The 22101-nt window shown below is 64.1% G+C and carries 19 protein-coding genes and 1 tRNA gene; 3 read left to right on the forward strand and 17 right to left on the reverse strand.

The window, feature by feature from the left end; all coding sequences use genetic code 11:
- Positions 1-29: 29 nt before the first annotated feature.
- On the forward strand, positions 30-221 hold the full coding sequence (locus EL249_RS02935; RefSeq protein WP_005674444.1) for a hypothetical protein: 192 nt from the start codon (positions 30-32) through the stop codon (positions 219-221).
- Here EL249_RS02935 and EL249_RS02940 read toward each other — a convergent pair.
- Positions 211-816, reverse strand: coding sequence for a DNA-deoxyinosine glycosylase (locus EL249_RS02940; RefSeq protein WP_005674443.1), 606 nt, complete (start codon positions 814-816; stop codon positions 211-213). The genes EL249_RS02935 and EL249_RS02940 overlap by 11 nt on opposite strands.
- 241 nt (positions 817-1057) lie before the next feature.
- Between EL249_RS02940 and EL249_RS02945 the strand changes: the two genes are divergently transcribed.
- The gene (locus EL249_RS02945; RefSeq protein WP_005674441.1) at positions 1058-2365 is read left to right on the forward strand and encodes a patatin-like phospholipase family protein; all 1308 of its coding nucleotides are present in this window, start codon (positions 1058-1060) and stop codon (positions 2363-2365) included.
- A gap of 19 nt (positions 2366-2384) precedes the next feature.
- Here the strand turns inward: EL249_RS02945 and EL249_RS13115 are convergent, their stop codons facing one another.
- Both EL249_RS13115 and EL249_RS02950 read right to left on the reverse strand, forming a co-directional pair.
- A complete protein-coding gene (locus tag EL249_RS13115) occupies positions 2385-2561 on the reverse strand; it encodes a hypothetical protein (RefSeq protein ID WP_005674440.1) in 177 nt (58 codons plus the stop codon).
- A 24-nt stretch (positions 2562-2585) separates the two neighbouring features.
- Positions 2586-2661: transfer RNA gene (locus EL249_RS02950), tRNA-Arg, on the reverse strand.
- A gap of 342 nt (positions 2662-3003) precedes the next feature.
- Here EL249_RS02950 and EL249_RS02955 point away from each other — a divergent pair.
- On the forward strand, positions 3004-3534 hold the full coding sequence (locus tag EL249_RS02955; RefSeq protein WP_005674439.1) for a c-type cytochrome: 531 nt from the start codon (positions 3004-3006) through the stop codon (positions 3532-3534).
- Between the two features lie 67 nt (positions 3535-3601).
- On the opposite strand, the gene EL249_RS02960 is transcribed toward EL249_RS02955, so the two are convergent.
- From EL249_RS02960 to EL249_RS03025, 14 genes are all read right to left on the reverse strand, one after another.
- On the reverse strand, positions 3602-5635 hold the full coding sequence (locus EL249_RS02960) for a UvrD-helicase domain-containing protein (protein ID WP_005674438.1): 2034 nt from the start codon (positions 5633-5635) through the stop codon (positions 3602-3604).
- A gap of 242 nt (positions 5636-5877) precedes the next feature.
- Positions 5878-8595, reverse strand: a complete 2718-nt coding sequence (gene priA, locus EL249_RS13120) for a replication restart helicase PriA (RefSeq protein WP_005674437.1) — start codon at positions 8593-8595, stop codon at positions 5878-5880.
- Positions 8596-10612: 2017 nt separating this feature from the next.
- A complete protein-coding gene (locus EL249_RS02970; RefSeq protein ID WP_005674436.1) occupies positions 10613-11896 on the reverse strand; it encodes a sugar MFS transporter in 1284 nt (427 codons plus the stop codon).
- An 88-nt stretch (positions 11897-11984) separates the two neighbouring features.
- Positions 11985-12977, reverse strand: a complete 993-nt coding sequence (locus EL249_RS02975; RefSeq protein WP_005674435.1) for a glucokinase — start codon at positions 12975-12977, stop codon at positions 11985-11987.
- 377 nt (positions 12978-13354) lie between these two features.
- On the reverse strand, positions 13355-14464 hold the full coding sequence (gene hemE, locus EL249_RS02980) for a uroporphyrinogen decarboxylase (protein WP_005674434.1): 1110 nt from the start codon (positions 14462-14464) through the stop codon (positions 13355-13357).
- A gap of 2 nt (positions 14465-14466) precedes the next feature.
- Positions 14467-14883, reverse strand: coding sequence for a F0F1 ATP synthase subunit epsilon (locus EL249_RS02985; protein WP_040530094.1), 417 nt, complete (start codon positions 14881-14883; stop codon positions 14467-14469).
- Positions 14884-15056: 173 nt separating this feature from the next.
- Positions 15057-16481 carry a F0F1 ATP synthase subunit beta gene (gene atpD / locus EL249_RS02990; protein WP_005674431.1) on the reverse strand — a complete coding sequence of 475 codons (1425 nt, stop codon included), beginning with the start codon at positions 16479-16481 and terminating at the stop codon, positions 15057-15059.
- Between the two features lie 48 nt (positions 16482-16529).
- Positions 16530-17399 carry a F0F1 ATP synthase subunit gamma gene (atpG, locus tag EL249_RS02995; RefSeq protein WP_005674430.1) on the reverse strand — a complete coding sequence of 290 codons (870 nt, stop codon included), beginning with the start codon at positions 17397-17399 and terminating at the stop codon, positions 16530-16532.
- A gap of 74 nt (positions 17400-17473) precedes the next feature.
- The gene (atpA, locus tag EL249_RS03000; RefSeq protein ID WP_005674429.1) at positions 17474-19015 is read right to left on the reverse strand and encodes a F0F1 ATP synthase subunit alpha; all 1542 of its coding nucleotides are present in this window, start codon (positions 19013-19015) and stop codon (positions 17474-17476) included.
- 12 nt (positions 19016-19027) lie between these two features.
- The gene (locus EL249_RS03005) at positions 19028-19561 is read right to left on the reverse strand and encodes a F0F1 ATP synthase subunit delta (RefSeq protein ID WP_005674427.1); all 534 of its coding nucleotides are present in this window, start codon (positions 19559-19561) and stop codon (positions 19028-19030) included.
- 11 nt (positions 19562-19572) lie between these two features.
- The gene (locus EL249_RS03010) at positions 19573-20046 is read right to left on the reverse strand and encodes a F0F1 ATP synthase subunit B (protein WP_005674425.1); all 474 of its coding nucleotides are present in this window, start codon (positions 20044-20046) and stop codon (positions 19573-19575) included.
- Positions 20047-20148: 102 nt separating this feature from the next.
- Positions 20149-20391, reverse strand: a complete 243-nt coding sequence (gene atpE / locus EL249_RS03015; RefSeq protein WP_005674423.1) for a F0F1 ATP synthase subunit C — start codon at positions 20389-20391, stop codon at positions 20149-20151.
- 128 nt (positions 20392-20519) lie between these two features.
- Entirely contained in the window at positions 20520-21377 is an 858-nt protein-coding gene (gene atpB / locus EL249_RS03020; protein WP_005674421.1) for a F0F1 ATP synthase subunit A, read from the reverse strand.
- A 21-nt stretch (positions 21378-21398) separates the two neighbouring features.
- The gene (locus tag EL249_RS03025) at positions 21399-21797 is read right to left on the reverse strand and encodes an ATP synthase subunit I (protein ID WP_005674420.1); all 399 of its coding nucleotides are present in this window, start codon (positions 21795-21797) and stop codon (positions 21399-21401) included.
- Positions 21798-22101 lie beyond the last annotated feature (304 nt).

Here is a 22101-nt window from a genome sequence, read left to right on the forward strand (position 1 = left end):
ATACGAAACCGGCGTCAGAAGGGACTTCGATGCCGCAGGTGCATGCGGAGCGGGCCGGGCATCCGGCGCGGGAGGATCGGCCCACGACCACACCGCATGCGATCCTCAATGCGCCGCGCCGTCGCCGTATCCGGGTGCGGCTGGTGGACATGGCCATCGCTTCGGTGGCCTGCCTCTTCCTGCTGGTGCAGTTCCTGCCCGGGGTGAGGTCTAAGGGCTGAGAAACGGGCTTAGTACCGAGAGCCAGCGCTCACTTTTCTGATCCAGGTTCAGGCTGGCGTAGGCCGGGCTGGTGGAGGGCAGTACCACGGTCTGGTAGCCCAGTGACTGAAAGAATGCCTGCTGGCGACCTGCATGCTGGCCGTTGAAGCCGATCAGCTGCAGGTGGGGCAGGCGTGCCAGCAGGGGCTGGAATTCGTTGCCCAGGGCCTCGCGGATGGCGCTGTCCAGGCTGCCCTGACGCTGGCAGCGACCCACGGTGTCCCAGAGGGCGATGCGGTGGCGGCGCAGCAGGGCCAGTCGCGCCTCGTAGGGCAGCGCGGCCGTGGGCTCGCCCGTCAGCCGGCCCATGATGGGCCAGAACTGGTTGCGCGGGTGGGCGTAGTAGGCCCGGGCCGCCAGGGAGGCATTGCCGGGAAAGCTGCCCAGCAGCAGGATGCGTGCGTCTTCACGCCAGACCGGGGGCAGGCCCTGGTGGGGTGGGGCGGCCGTGTCGCCGCTGTGCCTTGCCCCTGCCGGGGCGGGGGTGGGTCGGCTGTCGGGGTTGCGGCCTGGCCCATGAGAGGGTGCCGATGGCGGTGCAGGCGTGTTGCTCATGCACGGATTATCGCGCCTGATAGGCCTGTGGGCTGATGAAGGCTCGTTCGGGCTGCGGGCTGTGGGCTGCAGGTTGCAGGTTGCAGCAGCGCCTGTGCGGGGCCTGTTTTCTTCTGAGTGGAGCCTGTTTTCTTTCGTGGGCATCTGTTGCCTTGGGGTGCGCATGGCTGGCCTGGCGGGGGGCCGACGGTAGAATGGGAGAGGGCCCGACTGTGGGCCGGGCAACTACTGGATCGATTGCATGTTTGACAAGGTGGTCTTTGCGGGTGGCGGGCATCGTTGCTGGTGGCAGGCGGGCTTCTGGGAAGTCCTGCGCGCCGAGATCGAGCTGCGCCCGCGCGTCATCGGGGCAACCTCGATGGGCGCCTTCATGGCTTGCCTGGTCCATGCCAATGACAGCCGGCGTGCGCTGGCCTGGTACGAGCGTGAGCTGGCCGGGGTGCGCACCAACATCGCCTGGCTCAATCTGTTTCGCAAGGATGCGCCGCTGTTCCGTCAGGGGGGCATCTATCGCAAGTCCATGCGGGCGGTGCTGGGGGGTGAGCATTTCCGGCAGCTGCTGTGGGCCGCGCCCGAGATCCGCATTGGCTGCGCGCTGCCGCCGCCCACGCTGACCGAGCGTCAGTTGCGGAGGGTGAGCTGGCGCGAATACCGGCGTGACGCACGGCTGATGCCGGCCGCACTGCATGCCCGGTCCGAGCGCACGGCGATGTTCGTGCCGCATGTGAAGCGCCTGCAGGACTGCCGTACCGAGCGGGAGCTGTTCGATCTGCTGCAGGCCGCCAGTGCCTTGCCGCCGCTGGTGCCGCCGGTGGAGCTGGATGGTGTGCCGGCCTGTTCGGGCAGTCTGGTGGATCCGGTGCCGGTGGATCTGGTGGCCGATGTGCCGGGTCAGACGCTGGTGCTGACCACGCGCACCTACAACCGCAAGACCCCGGTCTTTGCGCTGGAAGGTCGCCTCTACGTGCAGCCGTCCGTTCCGCTGCCGGTGGGCAGTTGGGATTTCACGTCGCCCCAGCGTTTTCTGAAGGCCTACGAGCAGGGACGGGTGGATGCCGAGTCCTTCCTGAAGCTGTTTGGCCTGGGGGCTTTCCGGCCCGAGGCGCAGTTTGGCGGGGCGCTGCTGGTCGGTACCGGCTGGACAGAGGCGCCCGACGCAGAGGACAACGCCGAGGCGGCTGAAAACGGTATGACGGCCGAGGAGGCAACGTCGGAGGGTGAAGTGGCCGCCGAACGTTCTGCAGATGCGGATGCGGATGCGGTGGCCGAGGCCGCTACGGGCACGGCCGATGAGGCGGAAACGGACAGGGCACTGCCGGCCGGACGCGCCGATGGTGCCGGGGCCGATGAGGCGACGTGGTCACCGGACGAAGGGGCCGACCTGCCGGTGGGGATCGGCAACGACCGGGAGTCGCAGACCGCTGCCCAAGCCGCCTGGGAAGACGAGATCGATGATGATCCGCTCACGTTGAGCGACGATCGCACCGTGGGCGAGCCTCACGACAAGCTTTTCGAGCGCGCCCGGCGGGCACGGGAAGAGGGCCGATAGACGGCACCTGGAGAATGGGTCAGTCGGCGCGGCGGGCAGCCACCAGCATGCCGCCGCCCAGCAGCATGAGCAGCCAGGCCAGCAGGGTGCCGGCAATGGAGGAGCGTACGATGGCGGAGGCCGAAACCAGGGCACCGGCGGCCAGCAGGCAGCGGGCGGTGGTGAGGGTACGCTGGGCAGGGGTGGATGCGGACATGAAGGCCCCACCAAGAAGGGGAAGTGGCGCGCCCGGCACGAATCGAACGTGCGACCCTTGGCTTCGGAGGCCAATACTCTATCCCCTGAGCTACGGGCGCGCTGAGCTTTTGAAGAATACAGCTTTTCCGGATGGGCGTCCAGTGCTGGCGGCCAGGGGAAGGCGGGCTATCCCTGTTTCAGGTTCAGGCGGCTTGCGTGATCTTTGGCCGCTGCCGAGGAAGCGTGCCGGGCCGTGCGCATTCTCTGTCCCGAGGGAGGCCATGACGCCGTCTGGCGGGCCGCTCTGGCCGGGAGCTGATCCTGATCAACACGGCCAGTAGGGTTTTGCTCTATAAAAACGCGATTCATCATGGGTGCCGGCCCTGATCGACCTGCCGCAGGCAGGAATGCGGTGCCGTGCCCGGATACCTGGAATCTATCGAAAGCAGCGCGGAGCATTCATGGCCAATAACACCCCTGCCGGCAAGCAGACCGGCGAGAAGATGCGGTTCTTCAAGTCGAACACCCAGCTGGTCGTGGTGGTGACGACGGCACTGGTCCTGCCGGTCGTCATCATTTCGGCGATGATCGGGGCGTCCGGCAGCCGCCCGCGCGCGACCGACGACATGTCCTCTGAAGTCATCGAGGCACGCATCCGTCCGGTGGCCGGCTTCGAGCTGCAGGAAATGAAGAAGGGCGGCCCGGCCCGGACCGGTGAGGAAGTGTTCAAGGGCGTGTGCACGGGCTGCCATACGGCGGGCGTTTCGGGCGCGCCCAAGTTTGGCGACAAGGCCGCCTGGGCGCCGCGCATCGCGCAGGGTCTGGACACGCTGCTGCAGTCGGCCACGAAGGGCAAGAACGCCATGCCGCCGCAGGCGGGTGGCGAGTACTCCGATCAGGAGGTCGCCAACGCGGTGGTCTACATGGCCAACGAGGGCGGTGCCAACTTCGAGGCACCCAAGCTGGAAGAGAAGAAAGAAGGCGACGAGTAAGTCACCACTTTCTTCTCAGCGCCCCATTCGTGCAGGTTCCGGCCTGCAGGAATGGGGCGTTTCCCTTTCAGCTGGGAACGGCGCCCCGCTGCTCCAGCATGGCACGCAGCGCTGCCAGCTTCTTGCGGGCCTCGTCGGCCGAGACGGGGACGTTGCGCGTCCCTTCGGCTTCCAGCTGCATCTCGGTGATGAAGCGCGAGGGCTGGCAGTCCACCATCTCGCGGGCGCGCTTGCGCTGGCGGCACCATGAGAGCGTGAGGCTCTTGCGGGCGCGGGTGATGGCGACATACATCAGCCGTCGCTCTTCTTCCAGGCGTTCGGCGTCGATCTTCTCGCGGTCCACGGGCGAGCCGTTCACGTCGTCCAGGCCGTCATCCTCGCGGCCGGCGTGGGGCATGATGCCTTCTTCCACGCCGATCAGGAAGACGTGCGGGTACTCCAGCCCCTTGCTGGCGTGGACGGTGGACAGGCGCACGGCGTCGCCGTCCTCGTCGCGGCCTTCCAGGCGGGTCACCAGCGAGATGTGCTGGGCCATGTCCACCAGCGTCTTGCCGTCATCGTCGGCGCGCTTGCCGATCCAGTCACGGAATTCGCAGACGTACTGCCAGCGGGTGGTGGCGCTGCGCTCGTCGCCCTGTTCGGACAGGTAGGCCTGGTAGTCGATGGCGCTGATCAGCGCATCCAGCACGGTGGAGGCCGGTTCGCGCTCGGCACGCCATTTCAGGCGGTTGATGAAGTCGCCAAAGACGCGCAGCGGATGCAGCTGGCGATCGGACAGGCGGCTTTCCACGCCGGCCTCGAACATGGCCTGGAACAGGCTGATGTCGCGCTCGCCGGCGTATTCGCCCAGCAGCTTGAGGGTCTGCGGACCGATGCCGCGTCGAGGCGTGGTGGCGGCGCGGATGAAGGCCGGATCGTCGTCGTCGTTGGCCAGCAGGCGCAGGTAGGCACACAGGTCCTTGATCTCGGCACGGTCGAAGAACGACTGGCCGCCGGAGATCTGATAGGGGATGTGCTCTTTGCGCAGCATCTGCTCGATGACCCGCGCCTGGTGGTTGCCGCGGTAGAGCACGGCGAAGTCCGACCATTTCAGACGCTTCTCGAAGCGGGCTGCCTGGATGCGCTTGACGACGGTTTCGGCTTCGTCCTCGTCGTCGTCGCAGGGCAGTACCTTGAGCGGATCGCCCTCGCCCAGGGCTGACCACAGCGTCTTGGTGTAGAGCTTGGGGTTCTTGGCGATGAGGGTGTTGGCCGCGTGCAGGATGGTGCGGGTGGAGCGGTAGTTCTGCTCCAGCTTGATGACGGTGAGGTTGGGAAAGTCCTGCCCCAGGCGCTTGAGGTTTTCCAGCGAGGCGCCGCGCCAGCCGTAGATGGACTGGTCGTCGTCGCCCACGGCGGTGAGGCCCGTGCGGTTGCCCACCAGCTCCTTCAGGAGCGCGTACTGCGCCACGTTGGTGTCCTGGTACTCGTCCACCAGGAAGTAGCGCAGCTTTTCCTGCCAGAGGCGGCGGGCTTCCTCGTCCTGGCGCAGCAGCTTGAGCGGCAGGCGGATCAGGTCGTCGAAGTCGACGGCCTGGTAGCCCTCCAGCGTGGCCTGGTACTCCATGTAGGCGCGGGCGATGCGCAGCTCGCTCTCGCCGCGGGCTTCCTTGAGCGCCGTCTCGGGCTCGACCATGGCGTTCTTCCACAGCGAGATGCGCGTGGCGGCCAGCCGAATGAGCTTGCGGTCGGTGGTCTGCAAAAGCTGCGCCAGCAGGCCGGCACAGTCGTCGCTGTCGAAAATCGAGAACGAGGGCTTGAGTCCGATGCCCCGGCCGCTGGTGCGCAGCATCTTCATGCCCAGCGAGTGGAAGGTGGAGATGGTCGGACGTTCGGAGGCGGGGAGCTTGCGCTGCTGGGCGAAGCGCTCGGCCATTTCGGCCGCCGCCTTGTTGGTGAAGGTGATGGCCGCAATGGCCCGGCCGGTGAAACCGGCATCGATCAGGTGCAGGAGCTTGGCGGTGATGACGCGGGTCTTGCCCGAGCCGGCGCCGGCAATGACCAGGCTGGGGCCGTCCAGGTGCTTGACGGCCTGGGCCTGTGCGGGATTGAGTTCAGCCACGGTTGGGGAATGAGGACAGCAGGCAGGTCGGGCAGGACGGGGAACAAGGCAGGCGATGCCGGGAAGCAATATTGCAAGTGAGTGCTCACCTACAATATGCAGGGGGTCTGGGAGCCCGCTTCGGCGAGGCCGGTGTCCGCGTCTTCATCCGACGGGAAGGGGGGGCTATTATCGGACGAATCGGCCGCGGACGTCTGTCGCAATGGTGAGTTCATGCAACGGGTGTTGCGACGGCGGCTGCGTCAGATTTCCTGCGGGTCGATGATCAGCTGCCAGCGCACGCCCTTGTGGTGATGGGCCGCACTGCCGGCCACGCCGGTGGCGTGGTCACCCGCCCCCACCGAGGCCTGCCAGCTGGCCAGCAACGTGTGCAGGCTGGGGCGGTGGCTGCTTTCGATGAGGAGCTGCGCACGGAAGACCTTGTTGACCTGCGCCAGGGGCATGGGGACGGGGTCGCAGATTTCCACGTGGGCGTCGGGGTGGATGGAGGAACCTCGATATCTTGTTGAATTTTCGTCGTTATCAATAATTCTGCTGGACGTGACGGACCCGGCTTCCTCGCCTCTGGATGCCGGGGTGAAGGCGGGGGCTTGAAAGGCTGCTTGGTTGCCTGGTTTGTTGTCATTCGTAATTACGTCATTTGCCGAGGCGTGGGTCTGCTGGGTTTCTACTGCGTAATTCGTAATGCTGGCGGGGCGCTGCACTGCGTTCGAATGCGCGCTGAAGGCCTTGGATGGCCCCGATCCGTGCCCGGAAGTGCCGGGCCGTTGCTGTTGGGTACGGGCTGTCTGGATGGCCTGCAGCAGGTACTGGCGGGCGTCCTGAAGGAACGCGAGGGCGCTGTCCAGGTCGCGGGCCTGGGCCTGCAGCAGGGCCTGGAAGCCAAAGGGCGGCAGGGCACCGGCCTGCCGGTCGGCCAGCTGGGCTGCCGCAAAGCTGGGGTAGTCGTGACGCCGCAGGGACTCGAAGAGCGGGTGCTCGGGGTGGCGGGTCTGGATGAGGGTTCGGGCATGTTCGCTGCGATGGCGGCCAGCCCGACCGGCCACCTGCATCAGGGTGGCGAAGAGACGCTCGGGGGCGCGAAAGTCGGTCGTGAACAGGCCGGCGTCGGCATCGACCACCACCACCAGCGTCAGGCGGTCGAAATCGTGTCCCTTGGCCAGCATCTGCGTGCCCACCAGCAGATTGGTGCGCCCGGCATGCACGTCGTCCAGAAAGGCCTGGGTCGCGCCCTTGCGTCGTGCCACGTCACGGTCCAGGCGGCCGATGTGCGCACTGGGGAAAAGCGTTGCCAGCGCGTCTTCCAGTTTCTGGGTACCGCGCCCGAGCGGGGCCAGATCCTGGTTGCCGCAGGCCGGGCACGCACGGGGTACGGTCTGCGTGGTGGCGCAGTGATGGCAGACCAGCCGATAGCGGGGAGGGCGCTGATCGCCGCTCTCTCTCGCTTCATCCAGAGTAAGGATGCCCAGGGACGGCTCGTCGCCGGTGCCCGGCGGGTTGCCCGGGGTTCCGGATGGGGGGCGGGAGGCGGCTCGGGCCGCGGATGCTTTTGTCTTGCGCTCTCCGGCGCCGGGCGAGATGCGGTGCAGCACGCGATAGGCGTCGCACCGGTTGCAGCGTGACAGCCAGCCGCAGGCATCACATCCGAGTACCGGGGCGAAGCCCCGCCGATTCAGAAAGAGCAGCGCCTGCTCGCCGCGGGCCAGGGTCTCGCGGATGGCCTGTAGGCTTTCCTCGGCCAGGCCTTCCTGGGTCTTGGCACCTCGCAAGGCCACGGTCTTCACCTTGGGCAGGGCCGCCTGGCTGCGGGCCCGATGGCGCAGGCGCAGCAGCCGATAGCGGCCCAGCTGTGCGTTGTGCCAGCTCTCCAGCGAGGGCGTGGCCGAGCCCAGCAGCACCGGGATCCGGGCCAGCCGACCCCGGGCGACGGCCATGTCGCGCGCCGAGTAGCGCAGACCCTCCTGCTGCTTGTAGGAAGGGTCGTGCTCCTCGTCGACGATGATGGCGCCCAGGCGAGGGAGGGGGGCCAGAACGGCCAGACGCGTGCCCAGGATGATGCGTGCCCGGCCGCTGGCCGCCGCCAGCCAGTGACTGGCCCGCGCGGTATCGGTCATCTCGCTGTGCAGGACGGCAATGGGCTGCCCGGGAAAGCGGCGCTGCAGCTGCATCTGCAAGGCAGGCGTCAGTCCGATTTCCGGCACCATCAAGAGCACCTGAACATCCGGCTGTGAGGCCAGAAGATGCTCCATCCAGTGCAGATAGACCTCGGTCTTGCCGCTGCCGGTGATGCCGTGCAGCAGCCATGGACGGGGGGCTGGTCGGGAGGCCACCGATGTGGGGGATGGATCGGCCTCGGTGCGAGTGCGCGAGGAGAGGGGAGAGCCGTTCGCGGCAGAGTTTGCAGCCGGAGTAGGCGGCGGGGAGCCGGTGGACGCTTCCGGGGAAGGTGTGGCTGGGGCGGATCCGTCTGGCCTCGCGCCTTGCCATGTGCACAGTTCCGCCAGCACGGCCTGCTGCTCGCTGTTCAGTTCGGGGGCGATGGACGGCGCATCGTGTCCGTCATCCAGCGTGGCCGAGAAGTCTTCCAGCCGCGCGACGGCGTCCTTGCGGCTGCGTGCGGTGGGCGGGGTGCGCAGCAGCTTGGGCAGATTGCCCACGGCCAGGTCGGCCAGGCTGCCATGGTAATAGCGGGCCACGAAACGCAGAAAGGCCAGCCATTCGGGGGAGGGGGCGGGCAGATCCTCGCGTACTGCCTCGATGGGCTTGATGTCCTCGGCTTTCAGTCCGGCCGGCAGGGTGCTGGCATCGTGACGTTGCAGGGCCAGGCCCGTGCGTCTTCCCTTGCCCCAGGGCACGGTCACCCAGTGGCCGGCAGCCTCTGGCCCCTCGGCTGGGCAGCGATAGCTGAAGCAACCGGCCAGCGGCCCGTCGATCAGGACCTGGAGATAGGGAGCAGACACGGCAGAAGATCGGACGTGAAGGGGATGAACAGGTAGCGCGTCGCGCCGGCCGAGGATGGCACGGTGTGCGAGGTTGGGGTGTCGATATTGTGCCGCAGGGGGCCAAGCCTGACGGCGCGGGGCTGCATGTGGTGGCGTGCTCGCGTGTGTCTGCGGGTGTGGCGATGAGACGACGACCAGGTTTCCGCGGGCTGTCGCCTCAATACGGGGTGGGGTTGATGGCCCGCATCGGAGTTTCCACGTCGAGATCAGGCGCTTTCATGAAGTGGTTTGAAAGAATGCACCGTAACCAATTGATATATAAGGGCATCGATGTTTATACACAAAAACTGTGGATAACTCTGTGAGAAAAGTGGGGCAATCGCCCCCAAACCCGCATGGCGCCTAGGAAAGGGGTTCTTTGCCCAGAAATACACCAAAGAAAAAGGTCTTTTGAATCAATGACTTGAAGAAAAGGTTTCTCGATTTGCACAACACCCATCGGTTGTGGCAGCACGATCGTCGTTCTGTGCATAACCACGAAAAAGCGTGCTTCTCAGGTTAGGGAGCACTCGCCTACGCGCCAAGGCTCGACTCTTCTACTGCTATCGAAGTCTGAAAGCCGATTGGTTACAGGCGGTGGATGCGTGGCGACGAACGGCGCCAGGGAAGAAGGGATGCATGCGCGTGCACATCCGTGAATGGGGGTGATGGCTGGCGGCCTGCGTGCAACAGTGACGCATTCCGAATGGTGTGGGTGGAGGGCATCCGGTTAGGGGGCTGGATGGTGAGTTCAGATGTGGGGGGGGACGATGCGTCGTGTAACCGGGGTTATCGGCATGCCGTTCATCGGTACTCGGGGGCGTCCCTGCGCAGCGGGTATCTCTCTGGGATTTCCGTGACTGAACAGGAATCGTTCTCTGCCTGTTGACAAGTCCAGCGACTTGGCGGCGCCTGAAGCCGTACTTAAGGGATGCAAAGGTGACAGGCCGGTTACCGTTCATCGGTCGGGAGATGTGCGCTTTTTCACAGAATCAGTGGATAAGTATGTGAACTCGGTCCGGTCAAGCCAGGAAGATCCAGTGTTCATGCGGGTCTTGAGGGTGTTGCCTAAATTTTGACCTGGGGAGATGCCATGCCCGACAGACGGTCGGTTGGCGTGAGTTTTTGTTACGAAAACAGCGTGAGAAAGGCCCGAAGTTGTGCACAAAAACAGTGGATAACTCTGTGGGATCTCCATTCGCAACCGGCGCAAGTCCACTGTTGATGCGGGTTTTCCGGGATTGCCGTTTTTTTGGACGGGCTTGGCAACTGTTCCACCCAGGGCAAGAGTGAAGCCGACCAGTGGTCGACAGCCGTCGCTTGAACGGCAGACAGGGGACCCGTCAACGGTCGCCGGACGTGGGTTATTTCACAGAATCAGTGGATAAGTGTGTGGGAAGGGGAGGGGTAAGCCCGCCGAGGCCTGTATCCATGCGGGATGGGCAGGGGCTGCCTGAATTTTGGGCATATGGATTTCCCACGTTCATGGCCCGAAAGACGCGTTGTCTGGATGACACAGGAAGGCCTGGTTGCGCAGATCAGGGGAGTTTTCTGTGGATAACTTTGTGAGGACAAATCCCGGCGGACTTGTCAAATCGAGGGCCTGTCATCTTTTCCAGCGATGCGGCAAGCCAACAATGGATATATTTCCTTATAAAACAATGAGATGGGTGTGCTTTGGCGGCTGGGGGCTGACAAGCCCCTGGTAACTGCCCAGGGTGTCTTTCTGTGGATAACTTTATGGATAAGTGAAAAAGACTCCGCGCTGCAAAGACTTCCGTCAGGCATGAACGCCCGATGAGAAAGGCGGGCCCACTCGCTGGGGGCAAAAAAAGGGCGGCTGTCGCCGCCCGATGCCTGGTTCAGATCAGACCAGGCTTGCCATGCTGTCCTGAGCCGCTGGAAGGCCCTTGCAAGGCGCTTTCCATCAACTGGCGGGGATTCCTGCAAGGAATCCCCGCCAACCGGTCAGGACGGTCTTCTCAGCCGCGTTTCATCAGTCCTTCACACGGTGACCGAACAGGCCGAAGTAGACGATGTAGCAGTAGCAAGCCGCCGCCACCCAGAACGAGGGCAGCAGGCCCACCGTGTCAGCCACGACGCCCTGGAACAGCGGCACGATGGCGCCCCCGACGATGGCCGTGGCCAGCATGCCCGAGGCCTGGCTGGTGTGCCGCCCCAGGCCACGCGTGGCCAGCGAGAAGATGGTCGGGAACATGATGGAGTTGAAGAAGCCGCAGGCCAGCAGGCAGTACATGGCCACGTGCCCGCCCTGCGCGATGGCCAGCGAGATCAGCAGCACGTTCATCATGGCGTTGAACGACAGGTAGATCCCCGGCCGGATGATGTTGAGCAGGTAGCTGCCCAGGAAGCGGCCCACCATTGCGCCGCCCCAGTAGTAGGTCAGGTAATGGGCGGCCGTGGCTTCCTTCAGGCCAGCCACTTCCGGCAGACCCATCACGCTCACCAGCAGGCTGCCGATGGCCACTTCGGCACCCACGTAACAGAAGATGCCCAGGGTACCCAGCTTCAGGTGGCGATACTGCCAGGCGCCGGTGCGCTCGTCATGCGCATGGGCCGAGACCTCCTGCGCGATCTTCTCTGCGGCCGGCAGCCGGATGAAGAACACGGTGATGGCCAGCAGGATCAGGATGCCCGCCAGAATCAGGTACGGCTCCTGCACGGACGCCGCTTGCCCCGCCTGGTACTTGGCCAGGTCTGCCTCACTCATCTGCGACAGCCTTTCCGGGGACATGATCTCGGTGCTGAGAATGAAGAGGGCGCCGATGGAGGGTGCCACGGTGGTGCCCAGCGAGTTGAAGGCCTGCACCAGCGTCAGGGTGCGCGCTTCCTTGCCCGGTGCGCTCAGCAGCGTCACGTAGGGGTTGCCGGAGACCTGCAGCAGCGTCACGCCGCTGGCCAGAATGAAGAGGGCCCCCAGAAAGATGGGATAGGACTTGGAGCCTGCTGCCGGATAGAACAGCAGGCAGCCCGTCGCGGCGATCAGAAAGCCGCCGATCACCCCGTTCTTGTAGCCCAGGCGCGAGATGAACTTGCCGAAGGGAATGGAGGTGATGGCGTAGGCCGTGAAGAAGCAGAACTGAACCAGCAACGCCTGCGCGTAGTTCAGCGAGAAGACTTCCTTCAGGTGGGGCACCAGGATGTCGTTCATGCAGGTGATGAAACCCATCATGAAGAACAGACTGGTGAGGACGGTGAGGGCCTGGTTACTGTTCTGATGCGTGCCTGCTGGTGGCGCCGCAGTGTGAATGGTTGCCATGGACGGATCCTCGGTTGGTGGGCGGGGGAGGGACGGGGCTCCGAGGATCCCTTCAGGATGAACAGGATCCCCGGATGCCAGCCCTCAATCAGGCGTCGACCTGATTGGACAGGGCGACGGCAGCACCGATCAGACCCGGGTTCTGGGCCAGCACGATGTAGACCGGAATGACGGCCAGGTAGCCTTCGAAACGGCCTTTGCTCTCGAAGCGGTTGCGGAACGGCGAGGTGACGAAATAATCGATGAATCGACGGATGATGCCGCCGCACAGATAGACGCCGCCCCGGGCACCCAGCGTCAGGGCCAGGTTGGACGAGACGGTGCCCAGCATGGCGCAGAAGATGTCCAGGCTCAGGCGAGCGAGCGGCGAAGAGCCGCTGAGCGCCTGTTTGCTGATCTCTGCCGCACTGAGCGGCGGCCGCTCGATGCCTTCGCGGTCGGCCAGCGCTTCATAGATGAGGGACAGGCCCGCGCCCGACAGGAAGCGCTCGGCCGAGACGTGGCCGTGCTTGCGGTTGGCGTACTGCCAGATGTGGATTTCGGTATGGTCGAACGGGCTGAAGCTGACGTGTCCGCCTTCGCCCGCCAGCGCGGTATATCCGCCCCGGCCGTTGGGGATGAGGCCCGAGACGCCCAGACCTGTGCCCGGGCCGATGACGGCGATGGGGGCGTCTTCCACGGGGGCGGCGCCACCCACCTGCAGCAGCTCGCGCTTGGGCAGGTGGGGAATGGCAAGTGCCTGCGCCGTGAAGTCGTTCAGCAGGATCAGGGTGTCCAGTTCCAGCGCCTGCCGGGTCGTCTCGATGGAAAAGGCCCAGTGGTGATTGGTCATCTGCACCCAGTCGCCGATGATGGGGTTGGCGATGGCAATGGCCGCGTGCTTGATGAGGGGCTGACCGGCTTTCTCCAGATAGGCGCGGATGGCAGCGTGCAGGCTGTCGTAGTCCTTAGTGGGCAGGGTCTCGATGTGCTCCAGCTCAAGCGGGGAAACTTCCAGTGCAAATCGGGCGTTGGTTCCGCCGACATCGGCAACCAGGCGGGGCCAGTTGCCGTCTTTCTTGCTGGGTTTGGAAGTGGCCATGAAAACGCTCCTTGTTTCTTCTGTACGCGAGGTTTCGAGAGGGCGCGGCGGCCATCGGCCGCGATGCCTGCTGGTTCTGGCGAGGCGACCCGTGAGGAATGAGGGGGTAACGGGCAGCACGCAGGTCTGCCGCCTGTCGGCTGAAAGTGTCGTTGGGCACTTTCCATTTGACAGACGGTTACGTTCGATTATGCGGCAGTTTCATGGGGGCCGCGCTGCTATTCCGCACAGTTAGTTTGGTGTTGGAAAGTGCTGTCGATCGGCGTGTTGTATCGCCTGCGAATGGACGCGTGCACGCCTGCCCGATGGCGGCATGTGGGCATGTGGACATGAAAAAGCCCGCGTGGTGCGGGCTTTCTGCTGAAGGTGAGAGCGGATCAGGCGAAGGGCGAGCGCCGCAGCTTGCGGCTGTGCTCGTGGACCGTTTCGACCAGTACCGAGACGTGCTCGGGGGGCGTGAACTGCGAGATGCCATGCCCCAGGTTGAAGACGTGGCCCCGACCCGTGTTGGCTGCACCGTAACTGTCCAGCGTGCGGACGACCTGTTCACGCACCTGCTCAGGCGAGGTGAGCAGCGCCATGGGATCAAGGTTGCCCTGCAGCACGCAGGTGGGCCCCACGCGCTTGCGGGCGGTGGCCAGGTTCATCGTCCAGTCGATGCCGATGGCATCGGCACCACTGGCGGCCAGGGCCTCCAGCCAGGGGGCGCCGCCCTTGGTGAACAGGATGGTGGGGACGCTTTCCAGAACCGTCTCGCCTTTCTCGTTGCGTTCCTTGCGGTACGGGGTGAGCTCGGACAGGATGCGGCGCATGTAGGCCAGCGAGAAGCGCTGGTAGGGTCCGTCGGCCAGGATGCCGCCCCAGGTGTCGAAGATCATGACCGCCTGGGCGCCGGCTTCGATCTGGGCATTCAGGTAGTTCGTGACGGCCCGCGCATTGATTTCCAGCACCCGGTGCAGCAGGTCGGGACGCTGGTACATCATCGTCTTGATGGTGTGGAAGTCGGTGCCGCCCCGGCCTTCGACCATGTAGCAGGCCAGCGTCCAGGGGCTGCCGGCAAAGCCGATCAGCGGAACGCGGCCATCCAGGGCCTGGCGGATGGTGCGGACGGCGTCCAGCACGTAGCGCAGCTCCTGGGTCGGATCCGGCGCGAAGAGCGCCTTCACGTCGTCCTCGTGCCGGATGGTCCTCTCGAAACGGGGGCCTTCCCCCTGCTGGAAGCTCAGCCCCAGGTTCATCGCATCCGGAATGGTCAGGATGTCGGAGAACAGGATGGCGGCATCCAGCGGAAAGCGCGCCAGAGGCTGAAGCGTCACCTCGCAGGCCAGCTCGGGCGTCTTGCACAACGCCATGAAGCTGCCCGCCCGGGCGCGCGTGGCGTTGTACTCGGGCAGGTAGCGCCCGGCCTGACGCATGAGCCACACCGGCGTGTAGTCGGTGACCTGGCCCCGCAGGGCGCGAAGGAAGGTGTCGTTCTTCGTGGACAAAATCAGCGTGACCGATATCTGCGAATGGTTTGGATCTGGGCGGTGACCGCCGCCAGTTCGGAGTGGGCACGTGCCAGGTCCATCTTGGACTTGGCGTTGGTGAGCGCTTCTTCAGCCGCACGACGGGCCTCGTTGGCACGCGCCTCGTCGAGGTCGTTGCCGCGGATGGCGGTGTCGGCCAGGACGGTGACCAGGTTCGGCTGGATCTCCAGGATGCCACCGGCAACGAAGATCAGTTCGTCGCGGTTCTCGCCCGGCACCCGGATGCGCACCGCACCGGCCTTGATGCGGGTGATCAGCGGGGTATGGTTGGGATAGACACCAAGCTCACCGACCTCACCGGGCAGCACGACGAATTCGGCTTCTCCGGAAAAGATCGACTCCTCGGCGCTGACCACTTCGACTTGAATCGTGTTCATGACGTATGGGTTCTCGCGGGTCAGGTGGGACGATGTGACTGAGGACATGCGGGATGCTTCAACTTGCGCCGAAGGCCGACGGCTTTTGAAAGCCAGGGCCGCCGTAGGCGCATCTGACGCATCCGCTGCATGTTCTAGTCAGCCGACATCGCCATTTTCATCGAGGTGGCTGCTTACTTGGCGAGCTTCTTCGCTTTCTCGAACGCCTCGTCGATGCTGCCCACCATGTAGAACGCACCTTCCGGCAGCTCGTCACATTCGCCGTCGATGATCATCTTGAAGCCGCGGATGGTTTCCTTCAGCGGCACGTACTTGCCAGGCGCGCCGGTGAAGACCTCGGCCACGTGGAACGGCTGCGACAGGAAGCGCTGGATCTTCCGGGCACGGGCCACGGCCAGCTTGTCCTCGGGCGACAGCTCGTCCATGCCCAGCAGGGCGATGATGTCGCGCAGTTCCTTGTAGCGCTGCAGGGTGGCCTGCACGCCGCGGGTGACGTTGTAGTGCTCTTCGCCGATGATGTTGGGGTCGATCTGGCGCGAGGTGGAGTCCAGCGGGTCCACGGCGGGGTAGATACCCAGCGAGGCGATGTCACGCGACAGCACCACGGTGGCGTCCAGGTGGCCGAAGGTGGTGGCCGGCGACGGGTCGGTCAGGTCATCGGCAGGCACGTACACGGCCTGGATGGAGGTGATCGAGCCGGTCTTCGTGGAAGTGATCCGCTCCTGCAGGCGACCCATCTCCTCGGCCAGCGTCGGCTGGTAACCCACGGCGGACGGCATCCGGCCCAGAAGCGCCGACACTTCGGTACCGGCCAGAGTGTAACGGTAGATGTTGTCGACGAAGAAGAGGATGTCACGGCCTTCGTCACGGAAGCGCTCGGCCATGGTCAGGCCGGTCAGTGCCACGCGCAGACGGTTGCCCGGGGGTTCGTTCATCTGACCGAACACCATGGCCACCTTCGACTGCGACAGGTCGTCCTGCACGATGACCTTGGCATCCGACATCTCGTGGTAGAAGTCGTTACCCTCACGAGTACGCTCACCCACGCCGGCGAACACGGACAGACCCGAGTGCTCCTTGGCGATGTTGTTGATCAGCTCGAGCATGTTCACGGTCTTGCCTACGCCGGCGCCACCGAACAGACCGATCTTGCCGCCCTTGGCAAACGGACAGATCAGGTCGATCACCTTGATGCCGGTTTCCAGCAGCTCCACCGACGGCGACAGCTCGTCGAACTTGGGTGCCGGCTGGTGAATGCCGCGATGCTCTTCGGTCTGGATGGGACCACGCTCGTCGATCGGGCGGCCCAGCACGTCCATCACGCGACCCAGCACGGCGGGGCCCACGGGCACCTGGATGTTGGCACCGGTGTTCTTCACCGGCATGCCGCGGCGCAGGCCGTCGGAGGAGCCCATGGCGATGGTACGGACAATACCGTCGCCCAGCTGCTGTTGAACTTCGAAGGTGAGGCCCTTCTCGGCGAGCGAGTCGCCGGATTCCTCCAGGACGAGCGCGTCGTAGACCTTGGGCATGGCATCGCGCGGGAACTGGATGTCGACGACGGCGCCGATGCACTGAACGATATGACCTTGTGCCATGGGAATTCCTTTGAATACTGTACGTTGATCGGTCGGGGACGTCGTCGGTCAGACGGCCGCAGCGCCGCCGACGATTTCACTGAGTTCCTGCGTGATGGCTGCCTGCCGTGCCTTGTTGTAGGACAGCTGCAGCTCGTTGATGATCTTCTTGGCGTTGTCCGAGGCAGCCTTCATGGCCACCACCCGGGCACTGTGCTCGGAGGCCATGTTCTCGGCCAGCGCCTGGTAGATCAGTGCCTCGATGTAGCGCACCATCAGTTCGTCCAGCACCGCCTTCGGGTTGGGCTCGTAGAGATAGTCCCAGGAGTAGCCCGGATCAGGACGGTCGAGCTTGCCCTCGGGCAGCGGCAGCAGCTGCTCCACGACCGGCGTCTGCGTCATGGTGTTCACGAAGCGGGTGTAGGCCAGGTACACCGCATCGATCTCGCCTTTCAGGAAGTCGTCGATCTGGACCTTGATGATCGGGACCAGCTTCTCGATGCGCGGCGTGTCGCCGGGCTGCACAAGCTGCGAGACGATCTTCACCCCGGCACGGTACATGAAACCCATGCCCTTGGAGCCGATGGTGGTGGCCTGCACGTCGGCACCCTGGGCGTGAAGCTCCTGCATCTTGTGGGTCACAGCCCGGAAGATGTTGGTGTTCAGACCGCCGCACAGCCCCTTGTCGCTGGTCACCAGAATGATGCCGGCCTTCTTCACCTTCTCACGCTTCTGCATGAACGGGTGGACGTACTCGGGGTTGGCGTTGGACAGGTGCGCCGTGATGTCGCGGATCTTCTCTGCGTAGGGCCGGGCCTGCCGCATCCGGTCCTGTGCCTTGCGCATTTTCGATACCGAGACCATTTCCATGGCCTTTGTGATCTTTTGCGTGTTCTTGACGCTCTTGATCTGGTTTCGGATCTCTTTGCTGCTTGCCATAGTGGAGAAACTCGTTGGCGCGCCGCTTGCGCGGCGCGCGGTTCAGCCCGCAGGCTGGGGGACGAAGACGTTCTTCAGAATGCGCCGTTCTGCTTGAAGTCCTTCAGGACTTCGTGCATCTTGGCCTCGACATCCTTGTTGAATGCCTTGTCGCGTTCCAGCTGGGCCACGAAGTCGGGATACTTCGTCTGCACGTAGTCGTGCATGGCCTTGTCGGCGGCCAGCACCTTCTCCACGGGGATGTCTTCGTAGTAGTGGTTGTCGGCGGCGAACAGCGTCAGCGCCTGCTGCCAGACCTGCAGCGGGGCGTACTGGGCCTGCTTCATCAGCTCGGTCACCAGACGGCCATGGTCCAGCTGCTTGCGGGTGCTCTCTTCCAGGTCGGAAGCGAACTGCGCGAACGCAGCCAGTTCACGATACTGGGCCAGCGCGATACGCGAGCCACCGGCCAGCTTCTTGATCAGGCCCGTCTGAGCGGCACCACCCACCCGCGACACCGAGATACCCGGGTTCACGGCAGGACGGATACCGGCGTTGAACAGGTCGGTTTCCAGGAAGATCTGGCCGTCGGTAATGGAGATGACGTTGGTGGGCACGAAGGCCGACACGTCACCTGCCTGGGTCTCGATGATCGGCAGGGCAGTCAGCGAGCCGGTCTTGCCTTTCACTTCACCCTTGGTGAAGTTCTCGACGTATTCCTCGTTCACGCGGGCAGCGCGCTCGAGCAGACGCGAGTGCAGGTAGAAGACGTCACCCGGGTAGGCTTCGCGGCCCGGCGGGCGGCGCAGCAGCAGCGACACCTGACGATAGGCCCAGGCCTGCTTGGTCAGGTCATCATAGATGATCAGGGCATCCTGGCCGCGGTCACGGAAGTACTCACCCATCGTGCAGCCGGCGTAGGGAGCCAGGTACTGCATGGCGGCGGACTCGGAAGCGGTCGCAGCCACGACGATGGTGTATTCCATCGCGCCGAACTCTTCCAGCTTGCGCACCACGTTGGCGATGGTGGAGGCCTTCTGGCCGATCGCCACGTAGATACAGATCAGGTCCTTGCCCTTCTGGTTGATGATGGTGTCGATGGCCACGGCCGTCTTGCCAGTCTGGCGGTCGCCGATGATCAGCTCACGCTGGCCCCGGCCGATGGGCACCATGGCATCGATGGACTTCAGACCGGTCTGCACCGGCTGGGACACCGACTGACGGGCGATGACGCCAGGCGCCACCTTCTCGATCACGTCGGTTTCCTTGGCGTTGATCGGGCCCTTGCCGTCGATGGGCTGACCCAGCGTGTTCACCACGCGGCCAATCAGCTCGGGGCCGACGGGCACTTCCAGAATGCGGCCGGTGGTCTTGACGACGTCGCCTTCGGAGATGCTCTCGTATTCACCGAGGATCACCGCGCCGACCGAGTCTCGCTCGAGGTTCAGCGCCAGGCCGTAGACGTTGCCCGGGAACTCGATCATCTCGCCCTGCATCACGTTGGAGAGACCGTGGATCCGGCAGATGCCGTCGGTGACCGAGATGACCGTGCCCTGGTTCCGGGAGTCAGCCGAGACCTCAAGGTTCTGGATCTTGCTTTTGAGCAGTTCGCTGATTTCAGCGGGATTGAGCTGCATGAAGGGAACTCCTTATTTCGTCAGGGACGCGGCCAGCTGGGAGAGCTTGCCACGCACGGATGCGTCAATGACTTCGTCGCCTATCTGGATGGAGACGCCGCCAATCAATTCGGGGTTTACGGTGGTGGTGGCCTTGATACCCTTGCCGAAGCGCTTCTTGAGCGTGTCGACGATGGCGGCCTTCTGGGCGTCGGTCAGCTCGAAGGCCGACTCGATGGTCGCCTCCAGCACGTTCTCGTGCCGGTCACGGCTCTGTTCGAACAGGGCGGCGATGTCGGGCAGCTGGGCAAGGCGGCCGTTGTCGGCCAGGACCTGCACGAAGTTCTTCTGATGCTTGTCCAGCTTGCCGGCGGCTTCGGAAACGATGGCGGCAGCCTGGGCGCGGTCGATGTTGGGATTATCCAGAAGCTCGGTGGCGACGTCAGCCTTCATGACGGTGGCCAGGCGCGAGAGTGCGCCCGACCATTCCTTCACTTTCTTGGTTTCTGCCGCGAGCTTGAATGCCGCCTCCGCATAGGGACGGGCAATGGTCAGTGCTTCCGCCATGGTTCTTGGGCTTAGCGCAGCTCGTTTTTCAGGTTGGACAACAGATCGGCGTGTTGCTTGGCGTCGATCTCCCGCTTGAGGATGCGCTCGGCACCGCTGACGGCCAGTTGGGCGACCTGATCACGCAGCTGGTCGCGGGCACGCTCGGCAGCCAGTGTGGCTTCCTCGGCGGCGGACTTCTGGGCGGCGGCAATGATGCGAGCAGCCTCGGCACGTGCCTGGTCGATGAGTTCGGCAGCCTGCTTGTCAGCGCTGGCGCGGACTTCGACCGCAGTGGCGCGAGCCTTCTGCATTTCCTGTTCGACCCGTTTCTCGGTGGCCTGCAGCTCCGCCTTGGCCTGGTCGGCAGCTGCCAGACCGGCTGCGATCTTCTTGCTGCGTTCATCCAGTGCCGCAGTGATGGGCGGCCAGATGAACTTGGCGGTGAACCACCAGAGCGCCAGGAAGATGAAGCATTGAACGATGATCGTGGCGTTGATGTACACGCGAGATTCTCCGTATCAACTATTGATACCTAAAGCGGCATGGTGGCTGCCTCGTGGCAGCCACCGTCTGCCTGCTTCTCTCAATCTACCGTTCCGATGGTGTCAGGCGGCGAAGGGGTTGCCGAAGGCGAACAGCATGGCGACACCCACGCCGATCAGGAAGGCCGCGTCGATCAGGCCGGCCAGAACGAACATGGAGGTCTGCAGTTTGCCCATCAGTTCAGGCTGGCGGGCGGAGCCTTCCAGGAACTTGCCACCCATCAGGGCGATACCGATCGAAGCGCCGAGAGCACCCAGGCCCACGATGATGCCGCAGGCGATTGCGACGTATGCTGCATTGGTCATGAAAGACTCCTCAGTCGAGACAGACAAAGAAAGGTTGAGAGAGACAGAAAAGAACCTGCGCGAGGCAGGGGACTGGGGTGTGCGGCGGGCCGGGCCTGGCGCGCACCCCGGTTCACTTTACACGCCGCTCAGTGAGCGTCGTGGGCCTGACCCAGGTAGATCAGGGTAAGCATCATGAAGATGAAGCCCTGAAGCACGATGATCAGGATGTGGAAGATGGCCCAGATGAGACCCAGTACGAAGTGCAGGCCGGCACCCCACCAGGTGGCCAGGGCGCCCAGCAGGGCCAGCAGCATGAACACCATCTCGCCGGCAAACATGTTGCCGAACAACCGCATGCCGAGGGACACGGTCTTGGAGAGGTACTCGATGATCTGCATGGCGAAGTTGCAGACCCAGAGGATGGGCTTGAAGATGAGGCCGATGCCGCTGTTGCCACCCGAGCCGAACGGGGCGGAGACCAGCTCACCGAAGAAGTGGGCCTTCTTGATCTTGACGCCGTAGTAGAGCGAGGCCAGCAGCACGACGATGGACATGGCCAGCGTGGCGTTCAGGTCCGCCGTGGGCAGGATGCGCTGATAGTGGGAGATGCCCAGGCCGGAGACGATGGCGGGCACTAGGTCGACCGGAACCAGGTCGAGGGTGTTCATGAAGACGATCCAGACGAAGACCGTCAGCGCCAGCGGGGCGATGTAGCGGATGTCGCCGTGGATGATGGAGCGGGCCTGTTCGTTGACGTATTCGACCAGGAACTCGATGGCCCCCACGAAGCGGTTGGGCACACCGCTGTTGACGCGGCGGGCGACCATCCACATCAGGCCGCAGGCCAGGACACCCATCAGGACGGACCAGAAGATGGTGTCGTAGTTGATGATGGAGAAGTCGACGATGGCCTTCTGCGGATGACCCGAAGAGTTGGCACTACCGAGGTGGTGAACGATGTATTCGGCCGCGTTTGCGGGGCCATGTGTGCCTTCTGTCGCCATCTTGGTGTGGGGGTAAGTGTTTCAGGAACCAGGCCTGGTGTCGCTCTGGACACCCTGCTCGGCATGGATTCGATTCTCGCGGCGTCGGGAAAGGGCCATCAGCCACGGGGCATGCAAGGCGGTGATGATACCCAACAGCAATGCTTCCCAATGTGCCGGCGTCAGCCATCTGACGATAGCCATCAGGCAAAACAATGTCAAGGCAAGCTTGAGGAACTCCCCCAGCAGGAAGGCCGCAACGAATGCCTGCGACGACTGTCGTCCTGCCCGTGCAAGCAGACGGGCAAACAGCACATTGGGAACCGCGCAGGCCAGCCCACCAAGCAGGATGTCCCGGGCGCCCGGAGTGCCCCAGTACAGACTGCCGAGCGCAGCGACCACGATCACCAGCACGATCTGCAGGCTGACGGTTTTCAGCATTCTACCCAGCCCCTTCGAAGATCGGGAAACGCCTCCTCTGCGTTCCCCGGTGCGCCCGCGCATTGACGGACCGAGCTGCCTTGCCCGATTCGCTTCACGGAGAGGGTGCGTGGGTGTGCGCCCACCTGCAAACGAACGAAGAAGCTGCATTCCCTAATGCCTGCACGAGTATAGGGGGTACTACGATGCCGGTCAAAACGGCAGCGTATTAAGCTGAATGAGGGTTTTCCCGAGGAACGATCAGGGTGTCATTCATAATTCTGAATTACAGCCGTCCTGAGGGATGCTCGCCTGAGGTCGCTGA

The organism is Lautropia mirabilis (assembly GCF_900637555.1).
Taxonomy (GTDB): Bacteria; Pseudomonadota; Gammaproteobacteria; order Burkholderiales; family Burkholderiaceae_E; genus Lautropia; species Lautropia mirabilis.